Here is a 13,470-nt window from a genome sequence, read left to right on the forward strand (position 1 = left end):
GCTGTATCCCAAAGGGCTGCAATGGTATTGGCGCGGTGACTTCATCCGGACCATTTCCGATGACGCCGTGGCGGCCCCCGTACTGGACCGCCTCGTTTTGCGACGTCAGGTCGGGTGTCCAGTCGTCGGATTCGGTATGCCGGGAACGCCGCCGCCGTCCGCCCGGTTCGGCCGGGACAGGGGCGCTCGGGGCCCAATGACTGCCGGGTGCGCCCGGCGGCAGCCACTGTCCCTCGGCGGCGACCGGACGCCATGCCGCCGGCTGCTGCGGTGGAGGCGGTGGTGAATAGGGCTGGAATTGTGGTTGCGCGGGCTGGGGTGGCGCCGCGGCGGGAGGGGCCGGCGGGGTCTCGGGCCGGTGCCGAGGTTGGAACGGCGGCTCAGGTTGCGGCGCCGCAGGGGCCGCCGGTGCAGCAGGGGACGCCGGGGACGCCGGGGACGCCGGGGACGCCGGAATGTAGTCACGGACCGGCGCCGGTGGCCGAGGCGGCAATAACGGCTCCTCCGGCACGTCGATGATCGCCGCGTCCTCTTCACGTGCCGCGGCCTGGGCGGTGACCTCTTCGTCCTGGCGTTCGTCCTGGCGCACCGCAGTAACTCGATCACTGGTGACCCAGTCGGCGGGCGGACTCTCGCCATTAACGCCGCTATTGCGCCCGGAAGCCCGATCGGTCAACGCGCGAGCGCCGTCCCGCACGGGTGTCTCGAGCGCCGGACGTTGCTCGAGGTCGGCGTCGAACAGTATTTCGAGGTGGCTGCGCAGCGAATGCAGTTCAGCGCGCAACGCCGCGATTTCGTCGGCGGCCTGCGCATGTATCTCAGCGGCCAGCTCACGACGCAGCTGCGACTCCACCGTCAGCTCGTACTCGCGGCGTGCCGATATTTCGCGATCCAGCTGCAGGTCGTACACCAGCTTCATGTCCCGCGCCCGAGCCTCGTCCGCCTCGGCTTGCCGACGGTAGAGCACCGACACGAAAGCTCCGGCGACGGCGGCCCACAGCGCCAGGATCACAGCGAGCTTGAGAAGTTCCACGCGATCGGTGAAAACCAGTGCGGAACTGGCCCCGATTGCCAGTACCAGCAACGTCGTCAAGAGCACCCACCCCGGCCTGCGGCCGCCGCGCCGGACCCGGGCGCCGCGGGACAGAACGGTCATGGCCCCTGACTGTACCGGGCGAGGTCATTTGGCGTGTCGCGCCTGTCCGGCGATTCTCACCCCGACTTGCCGCAGAACCGCTGAACTAGGTCTCGGCACCCTCACCGCGCTCAGCCGGGTCCTGCGGCGGTGACTTGCAGCAATGCTGGAGCCACAGCGCCGCGGCGACCAACGCCAGCGCGCAAAGCGCGGCCACCACCGCCCCTGAGGTGTCCTCAGCGGCTGCGCGCATCCACGAGCGTCGCGGCAGGAAGTACACCAGCACTCCGAGCCACCAACCCAGCACCAACGCGCCCACCCAGGCCGACGCCTTGGCCACGATCAGACTGCGTGCCACGGCCAGCGGATGCAGCCAGCCAGGCCCGTCGCCAATCTCGCCGTCGTTGATCTTGGTGCGCACGTTGCGGGCCCAGAGTCCTTCGGCGACGGCGACCACCAGCAGCGAGGCTCCGCTCCACACCGTGATCGGCGGAAACCACCGGTACAACGCGGTGACCAGCAGGTAACCGACCACCGCTGCGCCGAACACCACAACGGTCAGATCGCGCTTTCGGGTGGGCCCCATCAGGTTCCCAATGTCAGCGCGGTCGGGCGCACGCCGGCGCGCTCGGCGGGGTCCAGTTCGGCCAGCAACTGCCGCACTGGCTTGCCGAGTTCGGCGGCAGGGTCGACGTCCAGCCACGGCACCAGGACGAACGCCCGCAGCGCTGCCCGCGGGTGCGGCAACGTCAGGTCGTCGTCGTCCAGGCTCACCTCGCCGTGCGCGTCAGAGAGGGCGATCAGGTCCACGTCGAGGGTGCGCGGGCCCCAACGCTCCGAGCGGGTGCGTTCCGCCGCCTGCTCGAAGGTGTGCGCCAGCCGCAACCAGGCGTGCGCGTCGCGGCCGTCGTCGTCGGCAATCACCACCGCGTTGAGGAACGGCTCCTGTTCCACGCCACCCCACGGGTCGGTCTCGTATACCGGGGACACCGCCACCAGTGCGTCGTGCAGGCCCACGACGACCGACTGCAGCCGGGCGAGTCGGTCGCCCAGATTGGAGCCGATGGAAAGCACCACTCGGGTCACAAGCGCCGCTCCTCCGCATCGCTTCGCTCTGCATCGTCGCCGACGCGCGTCATACCGCTCCGCCCGCGGGGATCACCGAACCGCGACCACCGCGCCGCGATCGCCGGGTCACCACCGCCACGTCGTCGAAGCCGTGCGGAATAGGGGCATGGGGCTTGTGCACGGTCACCTCGACGGCGTGCACCCGCGGGTCGGTGATCACTTGATCGGCGATGTTGGCGCCGACCGTCTCGATCAGATTTCTGGGTGTGCCCCCGACGATGTCGGCCGCCAACTGCGCCAGTTCGCCGTAGTCGTAGGTGTCGGCCAGCTCATCGCTGGCGGCGGCTTGAGCCAGGTCGATCCACACGGTGATGTCGACGACGAAGTCCTGGCCGTCGGCTCGCTCATGGTCGAAGACACCGTGATGACCGCGAACTTTCAAGCCGCGCAATTCAATTCGGTCAGCCATCGCCTGCGGTCCCTTCAGCCCACGCTTTGGCGACCTTAAGGGCGTCAACCGTCGCGCGCACGTCGTGCACCCGTACCCCCCAGACGCCGTGCGACGACGCGAGCGCGGACAGTACTGCCGTTGCCGTCTCACGCCCGGCCGGCGGACGTGGGGTGCCATCGGGTCCGGCCAGCAACGTACCCAGGAACCGCTTGCGCGAAGCACCCAGCAATACCGGCAACCCGGTGGCCACCAACTCCGGCAAACCGTGCAGCAGCGCCCAATTGTGTTCTCCGGTCTTGGCAAATCCCAGTCCCGGGTCGATCAACAGCTTGGCTGGGTCCACACCCGCGGAAACCGCGTCGTCAACAGAGGCGAGCAGGTCGTTGCGCACCTCGGCAACCACGTCACGGTAGTCGGGTACCTGGTGCGGACAGGTTGCCGATACCGGACGCCAATGCATCAGCACCCACGGAACTCCGGCGCCGGCCACCAGTGGCGCCATGGCCGGGTCGGCCCGGCCCCCGGACACGTCGTTGACGATCTGCGCGCCATTGTCCAGCGCCGCTTGCGCCACCCGGGCGTGCATGGTGTCGATGCTGATCGTGATCCCTTGGGCAGCAAGCTCTTTGATTACCGGGACCACGCGTGCGGTCTCGATGTCGGGGTCTACCCGAACGGCGCCGGGCCGGGTCGATTCACCCCCGACGTCGACGATGTTCGCACCCTCGGCGGCCAGCGCCAGGCCCTGTTCGATAGCGCCGCGGACGTCGAGGTAACGCCCCCCGTCGGAGAAGGAGTCGTCCGTGACGTTGAGCACCCCCATCACCTGCATGGGCGCGAAACTCACTTACGCAGAATGAGATCGAGCGCTTCGGCTCGAGAGGCGGGGTCGGACTTGAACTGGCCGCGCACCGCTGACGTCGTCGTGATGGCGCCGGGTTTGCGGACGCCGCGCATCGCCATGCACAGATGCTCGGCCTCGATCACCACCATCACGCCGCGCGGGTTCAGCCGTCTTACCAGCGCGTCGGCGATCTGACTGGTGAGGCGCTCCTGCACCTGCGGGCGCTTGGCGTAAAGATCAACCAGCCGAGCGATTTTCGACAGACCGGTGACCCTGCCGTCTTCACCGGGGATGTAGCCGACGTGTGCCACTCCGTGGAAGGACACCAGGTGGTGTTCACAGGTGGAGTACATCGGAATCTCTTTGATCAGCACCAGTTCGTTGTGGTCCTCGTCGAACATAGTGTCGAGCACCGAAGCCGGATCGGTGTAGAGGCCGGCGAAAATCTCCCGATAGGCTCGGACCACGCGAGCCGGCGTGTCCCGCAAGCCATTTCGGTCCGGGTCTTCGCCGAGCGCGATCAGCAGCTCCCGTACGGCGGCCTCCGCTCGGTCCTGGTCGAATGGGCGCACGAAGGTATCTCTGGAATCCAGCTGGGTCATCGAGCCTCCGTCATTCAGCCGTGCGCCGGCGGGTTGGACCGAGTCACATCCTTGTCACGCTGATCAGACTCATCGGGCTCAGACGCGTCGCTATCCGGTCCGGGATAACTCGGTGCGGATTGAGGGCGACTCGATGACGGCGGGGGCCAGCCCGGTGCATGCCATCCGGCAGGGGCCCCGTAGTCGGGTTGAGTCGGACCGTGCGAACCGTTGGCGGCTTGGGATCCATTTCCGCCCTTGCCGGTGGAGTTGCCGGGTGTGTCGGCGGCCTTCTCGGCGGCCTCCTCCGCGGCCTTCGATGCCTTGGCGATGGCGACCTTGAAGGCCGGCTCGGGCAGTGGCTGCGGCCAGGGCTCGCCACGTTCGATCGCCAGCTCGCCGGGCGTCTTGATCGGCGGCTTGTCCGACGGGATCCGGCCTCCGAAGTCGTCGAACATGGTCAGGCGGGGGCGCTTCTCGACGTCGCCGAAGATCGCCTCGAGTTCGGGGCGATGCAGCGTCTCCTTTTCCAGCAGTTCCCCGGCCAGGGTGTCCAGCACGTCCCGGTATTCGGTGAGGATCTCCCAGGCTTCGGTGTGCGCCGCCTCGATCAGCTTGCGCACCTCTTCGTCGATGGCGCCGGCCACCTCGTGCGAGTAGTCCGACTGGGTCCCCATCGAACGGCCCAGGAACGGGTCGCCCTGCTCGGTGCCGTATTTCACCGCCCCCAGCCGAGCGCTCATGCCATATTCGGTGACCATCGCCCGGGCGACCTTGGTGGCCTGTTCGATGTCAGACACCGCACCCGTGGTCGGCTCGCGGAATACCAATTCCTCGGCCGCGCGGCCACCCATCGCGAACACCAGCTGGGCGATCATCTCCGAGCGGGTGCGCAGCCCTTTGTCTTCCTCGGGGACGGCCACCGCGTGACCGCCGGTGCGTCCGCGGGCCAGGATCGTGACCTTGTAGACCGGGTCGATATCCGGCATGGCCCAGGCCGCCAGGGTGTGCCCGCCCTCGTGGTAGGCGGTGATCTTCTTCTCGTGCTCGCTGATGATCCGGCCCTTGCGGCGGGGCCCGCCGATCACGCGGTCGACGGCTTCTTCCAGCGCGGGACCGGTGATGATGGTGCCGTTCTCCCGGGCAGTGAGCAGGGCCGCCTCGTTGACGACGTTGGCCAGGTCGGCGCCGGTCATGCCGACGGTCCGCTTGGCCAACCCGTCGAGGTCGGCGTCCTCGGAGATCGGCTTGCCCTTGGAGTGCACCCGCAGCACGGCCCGACGGCCCGCGAGGTCGGGGTTGGACACCGGGATCTGCCGGTCGAAGCGTCCCGGGCGCAGCAGGGCCGGGTCGAGGATGTCGGGCCGGTTGGTGGCGGCAATGAGAATCACGCCGGCCCGGTCACCGAAGCCGTCCATCTCGACGAGCAGCTGGTTGAGGGTCTGTTCCCGCTCGTCATGGCCACCACCGAGCCCGGCACCTCTTTGCCGGCCGACCGCGTCGATCTCGTCGACGAAGATGATGCACGGGCTGTTCTGTTTGGCCTGCTCGAACAGGTCCCGGACGCGGGAGGCGCCCACGCCGACGAACATCTCGACGAAGTCAGAGCCCGAGATGGTGAAGAACGGCACACCGGCTTCACCGGCTACGGCGCGGGCCAGCAACGTCTTACCGGTGCCTGGCGGCCCGTAGAGCAGCACGCCTTTGGGGATCTTGGCGCCGAGCGCCTGGTACCTGCTGGGATTCTGCAGGAAGTCCTTGATCTCGTAGAGTTCCTCGACCGCCTCGTCGACGCCGGCGACGTCGGCGAACGTGGTCTTGGGCATGTCCTTGGACAACTGTTTGGCGCGCGACTTGCCGAACCCGAACCCCATCCGGGCGCCGCCCTGCATGCGCGAGAACATCACGAACAGGCCCACCAGCAGCAACAGCGGCAGGACGTAGACGAGCAGCTCGCCGATCAGGCTGCCTTCGTTGACTACAGTGCTGACCTTGGCGTTCTTGGCAGTGAGGGCATTGAACAGGTCCACGCCGTACCCGGTTGGGTACTTGGTGATGACCTTGTCGGAGTTCTCGGTGTCGTTGTTGCCCTTTTTCAGGGTCAGCCGGAGTTGCTGTTCGCGGTCGTCGATCTGCGCGCTCTTGACGTTGTCGCTGTTGATCTGGGCCATCGCCACCGAAGTGTCGACGGGCTTGTAGCCGCGGGTGTCGTCGCTGAAATAAAAGAACGACCAGCCGAGCAGCACCAGGACGGCGACCGCCGTGATGGTGCGGATCACGCTTTTACGGTTCATCAATCATCGGCCGATCCGGCCAGGTCCTTCCCGATAAACGCAGCTGGAAATGTCCAGGTTACCGCTATACCAACTACCCCGATGTCTTGGCAGTTCCCACTACCCGGCTGGGCCCTGCCGCGCGCGGTCGCCGGCCAACCCGGTCGCCGAGCGTGCGGCCAGCTTCACGTTCGGCGAGAAGGAACTACTCGTAGTAGCGCGCCTCGACCACGTTGCCGTCCGGATCAGCGAAGTAATAGCCCTGCGGCGCCCACCCCTGGGCGCCGAAGCTGTGGTTGAGCCGTGCACTGGTGTCCACACCCTCGGCCTGTAGGCGCCGGTCCAACGCGTCGTACTCGTCCTTGGTCATCGCGAGGCAGACGTGGTTGATCCGGTGGCCCGCGCTGCCCGCGACTTTGGTCATCGCCTCAGTAGCAGACGCCCCTTCGGTCCGCATCAGATCAATGATGGAGTCACCAGACACCCGCACGCTGGGAAACGGCGCATCACCGGCCTCGTACTCGTCGAACCTGACCGGCTCCAGCCCAACCACCCTGGTGTAGAAATCCATCGCCACCCGGGGTTCGTTCGTCCACAGCACTACGTGGTCCAGACGCATGGCTCACCATGATGCGCGCCCCGTCCCGCGATATCTACCCGTACACCCTTCTCAGCCCGATTCGGTTGTGATTTGGTGAGACGGTGGGCCTATCTACCGAACGGTTAGTTGACACCAACGGTGTGCAGTTGCGGGTGGTCGAGGCCGGCGATCGCGGCGCGCCCGTGGTGTTGCTGTGTCACGGATTCCCGGAACTGGCCTACTCCTGGCGCCACCAGATCCCGGCCCTGGCCGATGCCGGATATCACGTGCTGGCGCCCGATCAGCGCGGTTACGGCGGGTCGTCACAGCCGAAGGCGATCGAGGCCTACGACATGCACCACTTGACGGGCGATCTGGTGGGTTTGCTCGACGACGTCGGCGCCGAGCGGGCGGTGTGGATCGGTCACGACTGGGGCGCGATGGTGGTGTGGAATGCACCGCTGCTGCACCCTGACCGGGTCGCGGCGGTTGCCGCATTGAGCGTCCCCCCGGTCCCCCGGGCTAAGCGCCCGGTGACGGTGGCACTGCGCCGCACATTCGGCGAGAACTTCTTCTACATCCTCTACTTCCAGGAACCGGGCGTCGCCGACGCCGAACTCAACGCCGACCCCGCCAGGACCATGCGCCGGATGATGGGCAGCCTGCAGCTTCCCAGCGACCAGGAGGCAGCGCTGCGGATGCTGGCCCCGGGGCCGGAAGGGTTCATCGAGCGACTCGCCGAGCCTGACGGCCTGCCTGACTGGCTCACTCAGGACGAATTAGACCACTACATCCGGGAATTCACGCGCACCGGCTTTACCGGCGGACTGAATTGGTACCGCAATATGGACCGCAACTGGGAAACCAGCGCGGACCTGGACGGGATCAAGATCACGGTGCCTTGCCTGTTCGTCGGCGGCTCAGCAGATCCCGTCTTGACGTTCACCCGGGCCGACCGGGCCGCAGAGGTAGTGAGCGGGCCGTACCGCGAGTTGATGATCGACGGCGCCGGACATTGGTTACAGCAAGAACGGCCCGATGAAGTGAACTCCGCTTTGCTCGAATTCCTCGAAGGAGTCCAATGGTGAGTGCCCCAATGCGATTCGGCGTCTTCATTACACCGTTTCATCCCACCGGCCAATCCCCAACGGTGGCACTGGAATACGACATGGATCGGGTCGTCGCGCTGGATCGCCTGGGCTACGACGAGGCTTGGTTCGGCGAACATCATTCCGGCGGTTACGAATTGATCGCCTGCCCGGAAGTGTTCATCGCGGCCGCCGCCGAACGCACCAAGCACATCCGACTGGGCACCGGCGTGGTGTCACTGCCCTACCATCACCCGCTGATGGTGGCCGACCGCTGGGTGTTGCTGGACCACCTGACCCGGGGTCGGGTGATGTTCGGCACTGGACCGGGCGCGTTGCCGTCGGACGCCTACATGATGGGAATCGATCCGATCGACCAGCGCCGGATGATGCAGGAGTCTCTCGAGGCGATACTGGCCCTCTTCCGCGCCGCGCCCGACGAGCGCATCGACCGTCACACCGAATGGTTCACCTTGCGCGATGCCCAGTTGCACATCCGCCCGTACACCTGGCCTTATCCCGAGATATCCACTGCTGCAATGATTTCACCGTCCGGGCCGCGGCTGGCCGGTGCGCTGGGCACGTCGTTGCTGTCGTTGTCGATGTCGGTGCCAGGTGGTTATGCGGCGCTGGAGAACACCTGGGATGTGGTGTGCGAGCAGGCCGCGAAAGTGGGGCGGGAACAGCCGCAGCGTTCCGACTGGCGGGTGCTGAGCATCATGCACATCGCCGACACCCGTGACCAGGCGATCGACGACTGCACCTATGGTTTGCTGGATTTCGCGAAGTACTTCGGAGCGGCCGGGTTCGTGCCGCTGGCCAACACGGTAGAAGGCGCGCAGTCTCCGCGAGAGTTCGTCACAGACTATGCGGCCCAGGGCAATTGCTGTATCGGCACCCCCGAGGACGCGATCGCCCACATCGAGGATCTGCTGGAACGTTCGGGCGGCTTCGGGACGCTGCTGCTGTTGGGCCACGACTGGGCGTCACCGCAAGCGACGTTCCATTCTTATGACCTGTTCGCGCGCAAGGTGATTCCGTACTTCAAGGGTCAACTCGAAGCCCCCCGGGCATCGCACGAGTGGGCCAAGGACAAACGCGAGGAGTTGATCGGCCGGGCCGGTCAAGCGGTCGTACAGGCGATCACCCAGCATGTGGCCGAGCAGGATGGGTCGGGTAACTGATGCGAGCATCGGTGCTGCGCGACGGACGGATGATCTATCGGGACGACGTGCCCGAGCCGGTTCCGGGGCCGGGACAGGTGCTGGTTGCGGTGCGGTGCTGCGGAATCTGCGGTTCGGACCTGCATTTCGCGGCACACGGTGCCGAGGTGGTGGAGCTGAGCAATAGGTTGGCCCGTGACCGCGGCGGTATGGACCTCGACCTGAACAGTGACGTCTTCATGGGGCACGAATTCAGCGCCGAGGTCATCGAGGCCGGACCCGACACCGACACCCACGCGCCGGGCACGCTGGTCACCTCGATTCCGGTTGTGTTGTCCGCCAAGGGCATCGAACCGATTGTCTTCAGCAACACCACACTGGGCGGCTATGCGGAACGGATGCTGCTTTCGGCGCCGTTACTCTTGCCGCTGCCCAATGGGCTCGACGTCAGACACGCGGCACTGGTCGAACCCATGGCGGTGGGTTTGCACGCGGTGAACAAGTCCGGGATCGGAGTTGCCGAAACCGCGCTGGTGATCGGCTGCGGGCCGATCGGCCTGGCAATAATTGCCGCACTTCGCGTTCGTGGCGTCGAAACCATTGTGGCGTCGGATTTTTCATCAAAGCGGCGTGAACTCGCTACCAAGATGGGGGCGCACCAGACCGTCGATCCGGCCCAGGGCTCGCCGTTCGACGTGGCCAAGGCCGGCGTGGTGTTCGAGGCGGTCGGGGTGCCGGGGATCATCGACGACGTGCTGCAACGGGCCCGCAACGGCACGCGCCTCGTGGTGGCCGGGGTGTGCATGCAGGCCGACACCGTGCATCCGTTCTTCGGCATCGCCAAGGAAATCAACGTGCAGTTCGTGAATGCCTACACACCAGAGGAGTTCGCCGACTCGTTGCGCGCCATCGCCGAAGGCGACATCGATGTGGCACCGATGATCACCGGCGAGGTAGGCCTGGACGCAGTGGGCGCGGCCTTCGAGGACCTGGCAGACCCGGAGCGGCACTGCAAGATCCTGGTTACGCCCTAGCTACCCCGCGAACGGCGGGCGTGTCATCACGGTCGGGTGGAATCCGTAGCGAGGCGCGGCGGCTGCACCCAGACCGCGTCCCGCCCCGCCGGTGAGCGGCATGCCGCCCAACATGTGCTGACTGGGTGCGGCAGCTTCAGCGACGGCCCCGGGCGTGGCAAGCGGCAACGTTGCCATGCGCCCGATCCCAGGAGTCGCCGACGCCCACGCGTTCGGTACCGAGAGCCCACCGATCTGTGCAGCCTTACCGATCCCGCCCAATCCGGAGGCGCCACCCAGCCCCGAGAAGTTGAAGCTGTGCGGCAGCGCCTCGAGCGCCTTAGCGGCTTCCTTGGCGGCATGACCGGCCGCGGGGAAGAAGGTCTGACCCAGACCGGTGACATCCCGGAAAGTGGTCGCGAACAGACGGGTGGGCGAGATCAACCTGATGAACGCATTGATGCCGGTGCCGGCATCAAGGGTCGACGATCCCGTCAACGCGTCCAAGATGTCGCCGAGCGGGCCATCGAAGGTCAGCGCGTCGCCGGTGAACTCCACACCCAGCGCGGTTGCGGGGTTGAACGCGGCCATACCCCCGAGCGTGTTGGGCAGATTGGATATCAGCTGCTGCAGTTGAGGCACGTCGGCCGCGGCGGTGCTGCTGACGGCCTGGGAGACCGCGGCGGCCTGGCCGGCCAACGCGGTTGGTGTCGTCGCCGACTTCGGCGGCGTGAACGGCGTCAATGCCGTCGCCGCCGCCGAGGAACCGGCATAGCTGTACATCACGCCGGCATCCTGCGCCCACATTTCGGCGTAGTCGGCTTCGACCACTGCGATCGCCGGAGTGTTCTGGCCGAAGATGTTGGTCGCCACGAGCTGCGCCAGTAGGGCGCGGTTCGCCGCAACCACGGCCGGGGGGACCGTGCCGGTGAACGCCGCCTCGTAGGCACCTGCCGCGGCGGAGGCTTGGGCGCCAGCTTGTTCGGCCAGCAGCGCTGTGTTGCTCAGCCAAGCCAGGTGCGGAGCGGCCGCCGCCGACATGGCCGCGGCGGCAGGTCCCATCCACGGGCCAGCGGCCAGGCCGGACAACAGGGAACGGTAGGACCCCGCCGTGCTGTTGAGCTCGGCGGCCAGCGATTCCCATGCCGAAGCTGCGGCCAGCATCGACCCTGCACCCGGTCCGGAATACATCAACGTGGAGTTGACTTCGGGCGGTAGTAGAGCGAAATCCACTATTACGACTCCTCGCCTAGCCGATGTTGGCGGCGTTGGCGGCCTCGGTGTCCGCGTACGAACCCGCGGTGACGGCAAGTGTGGTGGCCAATTGGTCCTGCACCAACGCGGCCTGCTGGCTGATCACCTGGTACAGGCGGGCGTGTGCGGCGAATTGGGCGGCGGTCAGCTGCGACACCACGTCAGCGGCGGCCGGAACCACCCCCGTTGTCGGTGCTGCGGCGAGTTCATCTCCCGATCGGGCCAAGGCGTTGATGGACTGCAGTTCCCCGGCCACGCCAGCCACGATTTCCGGGCGAGCGATCACGAGCGACATGTATTTCCCTCCCTCAAGGCGGTGCATCGGTGTTTTCAGTGATCAGTTACCTCACCGACGCGCATCCTCCGCCACATTAGGCAGCCATTCGAGCGCAACCCACCCTTCACACAGCTTGTTCACTGGTGGGTTAACAACAATTCATTTCACCAAGCGGCTTTCCTGCTAAGATGCCGCTTTCTATGAATTTGGCCTGAATATCCCCGCGGCACCGGTAGATGACCTAGAGTGATCCGCCTCGGGATGCTAATACGCCGCGGATATCTTTGCTGTAATCCTTGTCCGGCGAATTTATTGCCATAGGTAACAATTGCAATATTTTTCGTTTTAGCGCTTTTACCCTGGCCGCGCAAATACGCCTGACGCTTTAATTGCGTGAACGCCCATCCCCGGATCGGGGATGGGCGTCCATTGAATGGCTATTAGTCCCTAGTGGATTGTCAGCCCGCTCGTGTTGTCACCACCGGCGAGCGCTACCCGCCCGACGGCGGTTGCACCACCACCGTGGGTTTGAACCCGTACCGCGGCGCGGCGAAGTTCGCCACACTGCGCCCCGAACCGGCGCCGGGCATCACCGGCAACCCCCCGAACGCGGCCGTCGCGGGCTCCGCGGCAGCCGCAGCGCCCATGCCATTGAGAGCCACATTCACTGGGGCGGCCGCCGGCGTGCTGATCCAGCTGGCCGGAACGGAAACCGCCCCGACCTTCGACGCGTTGCCGACAGCACCGGTGATCCCGCCGAGCGCGTTCCCGAAACCGCTGCCGAAGGTAGGTGCAGCAGCAGCCGCTGCTCCTTCGGCGGCCTTCGCCGCACCCTCGGCCGCCTTGCCGAAGGCAGGAAAAGCGCTGTGGAAAAGACCGTCGATGTCCTTCATCGCGGTGGTGCTGAGCCGCATCGGCGAAACCAGCCTGATGTAGGCGTCGAACGGGGTGCTGCCGTCGATCGTCTGCGATCCGGTGAGGCCCTCCATGACGTCACCGATGATGCCGTTCAGGACGATTCCGTCGCCGTTGGGGTTCCACGCGGTCCCCGTCAGGCCAAGCATCGCCTGGGGGTTCACGAATGCCGGGTTTTCGTTGGTCAAGCCGGCCATCCGAAGCAGCACCTTTGGGATGTCATACAGGCCCTGCTGATTGAGACCGGCGTTGAATGCGTTGAAGGCCGCGCTGGACTGCGCACTCCATGCCCCCAGTGCGGCGGCAATCGACTGCGGGGTTAGCGGGGGCAACGCCGCTGCCTGCGCCGACGCACCCGAATAGCCGTACATTGCCGCTGCGTCCTGTGCCCACATTTCGCCGTACAGCGCCTCGGTGGCCGCGATGGCCGCGGTGTTCTGGCCAAGGAAGTTGGTGGCCAGCAAGGTGGCGAGTAACACCCGATTGGCCGCGATTTCCGGCGGCGGGACGGTCGCGGCGAAAGCCGCCTCGTAGGCGCTCGCTGCCGCGACCGCTTGAGATGCGGTCTGCTGTGCCTGTTCGGCGGCGTTGTTGAGCCACGCGATCTGGGGCGCTACCGCGCCGGCCATCGCCGCCGCCGACGGGCCCTGCCATGGACCGTCGGTCAGGGTGTTCAACACGGTCAGCCACGACGCGGCACCGCTTTGCAGCTCAGCGGCCAGCCCCTCCCACGCGGCCGCGGCGGCCAAGAGCGGTCCCGAGCCCGCGCCGGAATACATCAGCGCCGAATTGATCTCCGGCGGCAACTGAGCGAAATCCACCATGGTT

Annotated in this window: 14 protein-coding genes; 3 read left to right on the forward strand and 11 right to left on the reverse strand. The window is 66.3% G+C overall.

Going from position 1 to position 13,470, the window contains the following annotated elements; genetic code table 11:
- The 8 genes from A5634_RS24835 to A5634_RS24870 form a co-directional block, all read right to left on the reverse strand.
- Positions 1 to 1,156 (reverse strand): DUF6779 domain-containing protein (locus A5634_RS24835; RefSeq protein ID WP_065146688.1); only part of this gene is annotated, 1,156 nt, incomplete at its 3' end.
- Between the two features lie 85 nt (positions 1,157 to 1,241).
- Entirely contained in the window at positions 1,242 to 1,721 is a 480-nt protein-coding gene (locus A5634_RS24840) for a DUF3180 domain-containing protein (protein ID WP_065146689.1), read from the reverse strand.
- Positions 1,721 to 2,221, reverse strand: coding sequence for a 2-amino-4-hydroxy-6-hydroxymethyldihydropteridine diphosphokinase (gene folK / locus A5634_RS24845; protein ID WP_065146690.1), 501 nt, complete (start codon positions 2,219 to 2,221; stop codon positions 1,721 to 1,723). Before folK ends, A5634_RS24840 begins: the two co-directional genes overlap by 1 nt.
- A gap of 49 nt (positions 2,222 to 2,270) precedes the next feature.
- Positions 2,271 to 2,672, reverse strand: a complete 402-nt coding sequence (gene folB / locus A5634_RS24850) for a dihydroneopterin aldolase (protein ID WP_065146691.1) — start codon at positions 2,670 to 2,672, stop codon at positions 2,271 to 2,273.
- Complete coding sequence (gene folP, locus A5634_RS24855; protein WP_216638760.1) at positions 2,665 to 3,501, reverse strand: dihydropteroate synthase; 837 nt, start codon at positions 3,499 to 3,501, stop codon at positions 2,665 to 2,667. Before folP ends, folB begins: the two co-directional genes overlap by 8 nt.
- Positions 3,498 to 4,100 carry a GTP cyclohydrolase I FolE gene (gene folE, locus A5634_RS24860; RefSeq protein WP_065146692.1) on the reverse strand — a complete coding sequence of 201 codons (603 nt, stop codon included), beginning with the start codon at positions 4,098 to 4,100 and terminating at the stop codon, positions 3,498 to 3,500. The genes folP and folE overlap by 4 nt, the downstream gene beginning before the upstream one ends.
- 14 nt (positions 4,101 to 4,114) lie before the next feature.
- Positions 4,115 to 6,373 (reverse strand): ATP-dependent zinc metalloprotease FtsH, encoded by a 2,259-nt coding sequence (ftsH, locus tag A5634_RS24865; RefSeq protein ID WP_065146693.1) that lies wholly within the window; start codon positions 6,371 to 6,373, stop codon positions 4,115 to 4,117.
- 184 nt (positions 6,374 to 6,557) lie between these two features.
- On the reverse strand, positions 6,558 to 6,971 hold the full coding sequence (locus tag A5634_RS24870) for a VOC family protein (RefSeq protein WP_065146694.1): 414 nt from the start codon (positions 6,969 to 6,971) through the stop codon (positions 6,558 to 6,560).
- An 83-nt stretch (positions 6,972 to 7,054) separates the two neighbouring features.
- Between A5634_RS24870 and A5634_RS24875 the strand changes: the two genes are divergently transcribed.
- Genes A5634_RS24875 through A5634_RS24885 form a run of 3 tightly spaced genes read left to right on the forward strand, consistent with a single transcriptional unit; the run spans position 7,055 to position 10,217 of the window.
- Positions 7,055 to 8,020, forward strand: coding sequence for an alpha/beta fold hydrolase (locus A5634_RS24875; protein WP_155769716.1), 966 nt, complete (start codon positions 7,055 to 7,057; stop codon positions 8,018 to 8,020).
- On the forward strand, positions 8,017 to 9,204 hold the full coding sequence (locus A5634_RS24880) for an LLM class flavin-dependent oxidoreductase (RefSeq protein WP_155769717.1): 1,188 nt from the start codon (positions 8,017 to 8,019) through the stop codon (positions 9,202 to 9,204). Before A5634_RS24875 ends, A5634_RS24880 begins: the two co-directional genes overlap by 4 nt.
- Positions 9,204 to 10,217 carry a zinc-binding dehydrogenase gene (locus tag A5634_RS24885; protein ID WP_065146696.1) on the forward strand — a complete coding sequence of 338 codons (1,014 nt, stop codon included), beginning with the start codon at positions 9,204 to 9,206 and terminating at the stop codon, positions 10,215 to 10,217. Before A5634_RS24880 ends, A5634_RS24885 begins: the two co-directional genes overlap by 1 nt.
- Here the strand turns inward: A5634_RS24885 and A5634_RS24890 are convergent, their stop codons facing one another.
- The 3 genes from A5634_RS24890 to A5634_RS24900 form a co-directional block, all read right to left on the reverse strand.
- Positions 10,218 to 11,432 (reverse strand): PPE family protein, encoded by a 1,215-nt coding sequence (locus A5634_RS24890; RefSeq protein WP_065146720.1) that lies wholly within the window; start codon positions 11,430 to 11,432, stop codon positions 10,218 to 10,220. It lies immediately after the preceding gene.
- 13 nt (positions 11,433 to 11,445) lie between these two features.
- Positions 11,446 to 11,745, reverse strand: coding sequence for a PE family protein (locus A5634_RS24895; protein ID WP_065146697.1), 300 nt, complete (start codon positions 11,743 to 11,745; stop codon positions 11,446 to 11,448).
- Between the two features lie 473 nt (positions 11,746 to 12,218).
- The gene (locus A5634_RS24900) at positions 12,219 to 13,466 is read right to left on the reverse strand and encodes a PPE family protein (RefSeq protein WP_065146698.1); all 1,248 of its coding nucleotides are present in this window, start codon (positions 13,464 to 13,466) and stop codon (positions 12,219 to 12,221) included.
- Positions 13,467 to 13,470 lie beyond the last annotated feature (4 nt).

This window comes from Mycobacterium asiaticum, from assembly GCF_001673365.1.
Classification (GTDB): Bacteria; Actinomycetota; Actinomycetes; order Mycobacteriales; family Mycobacteriaceae; genus Mycobacterium; species Mycobacterium asiaticum_A.

Coding starts and splice junctions, on each gene's coding strand:
- A5634_RS24840 (WP_065146689.1), bottom strand. CDS start 1,721: ATGGGGCCCACCCGAAAGCGCGATCTGACCGTTGTGGTGTTCGGCGCA.
- folB (WP_065146691.1), bottom strand. CDS start 2,672: ATGGCTGACCGAATTGAATTGCGCGGCTTGAAAGTTCGCGGTCATCAC.
- folE (WP_065146692.1), bottom strand. CDS start 4,100: ATGACCCAGCTGGATTCCAGAGATACCTTCGTGCGCCCATTCGACCAG.
- ftsH (WP_065146693.1), bottom strand. CDS start 6,373: ATGAACCGTAAAAGCGTGATCCGCACCATCACGGCGGTCGCCGTCCTG.
- A5634_RS24870 (WP_065146694.1), bottom strand. CDS start 6,971: ATGCGTCTGGACCACGTAGTGCTGTGGACGAACGAACCCCGGGTGGCG.
- A5634_RS24885 (WP_065146696.1), top strand. CDS start 9,204: ATGCGAGCATCGGTGCTGCGCGACGGACGGATGATCTATCGGGACGAC.
- A5634_RS24895 (WP_065146697.1), bottom strand. CDS start 11,745: ATGTCGCTCGTGATCGCTCGCCCGGAAATCGTGGCTGGCGTGGCCGGG.
- A5634_RS24900 (WP_065146698.1), bottom strand. CDS start 13,466: ATGGTGGATTTCGCTCAGTTGCCGCCGGAGATCAATTCGGCGCTGATG.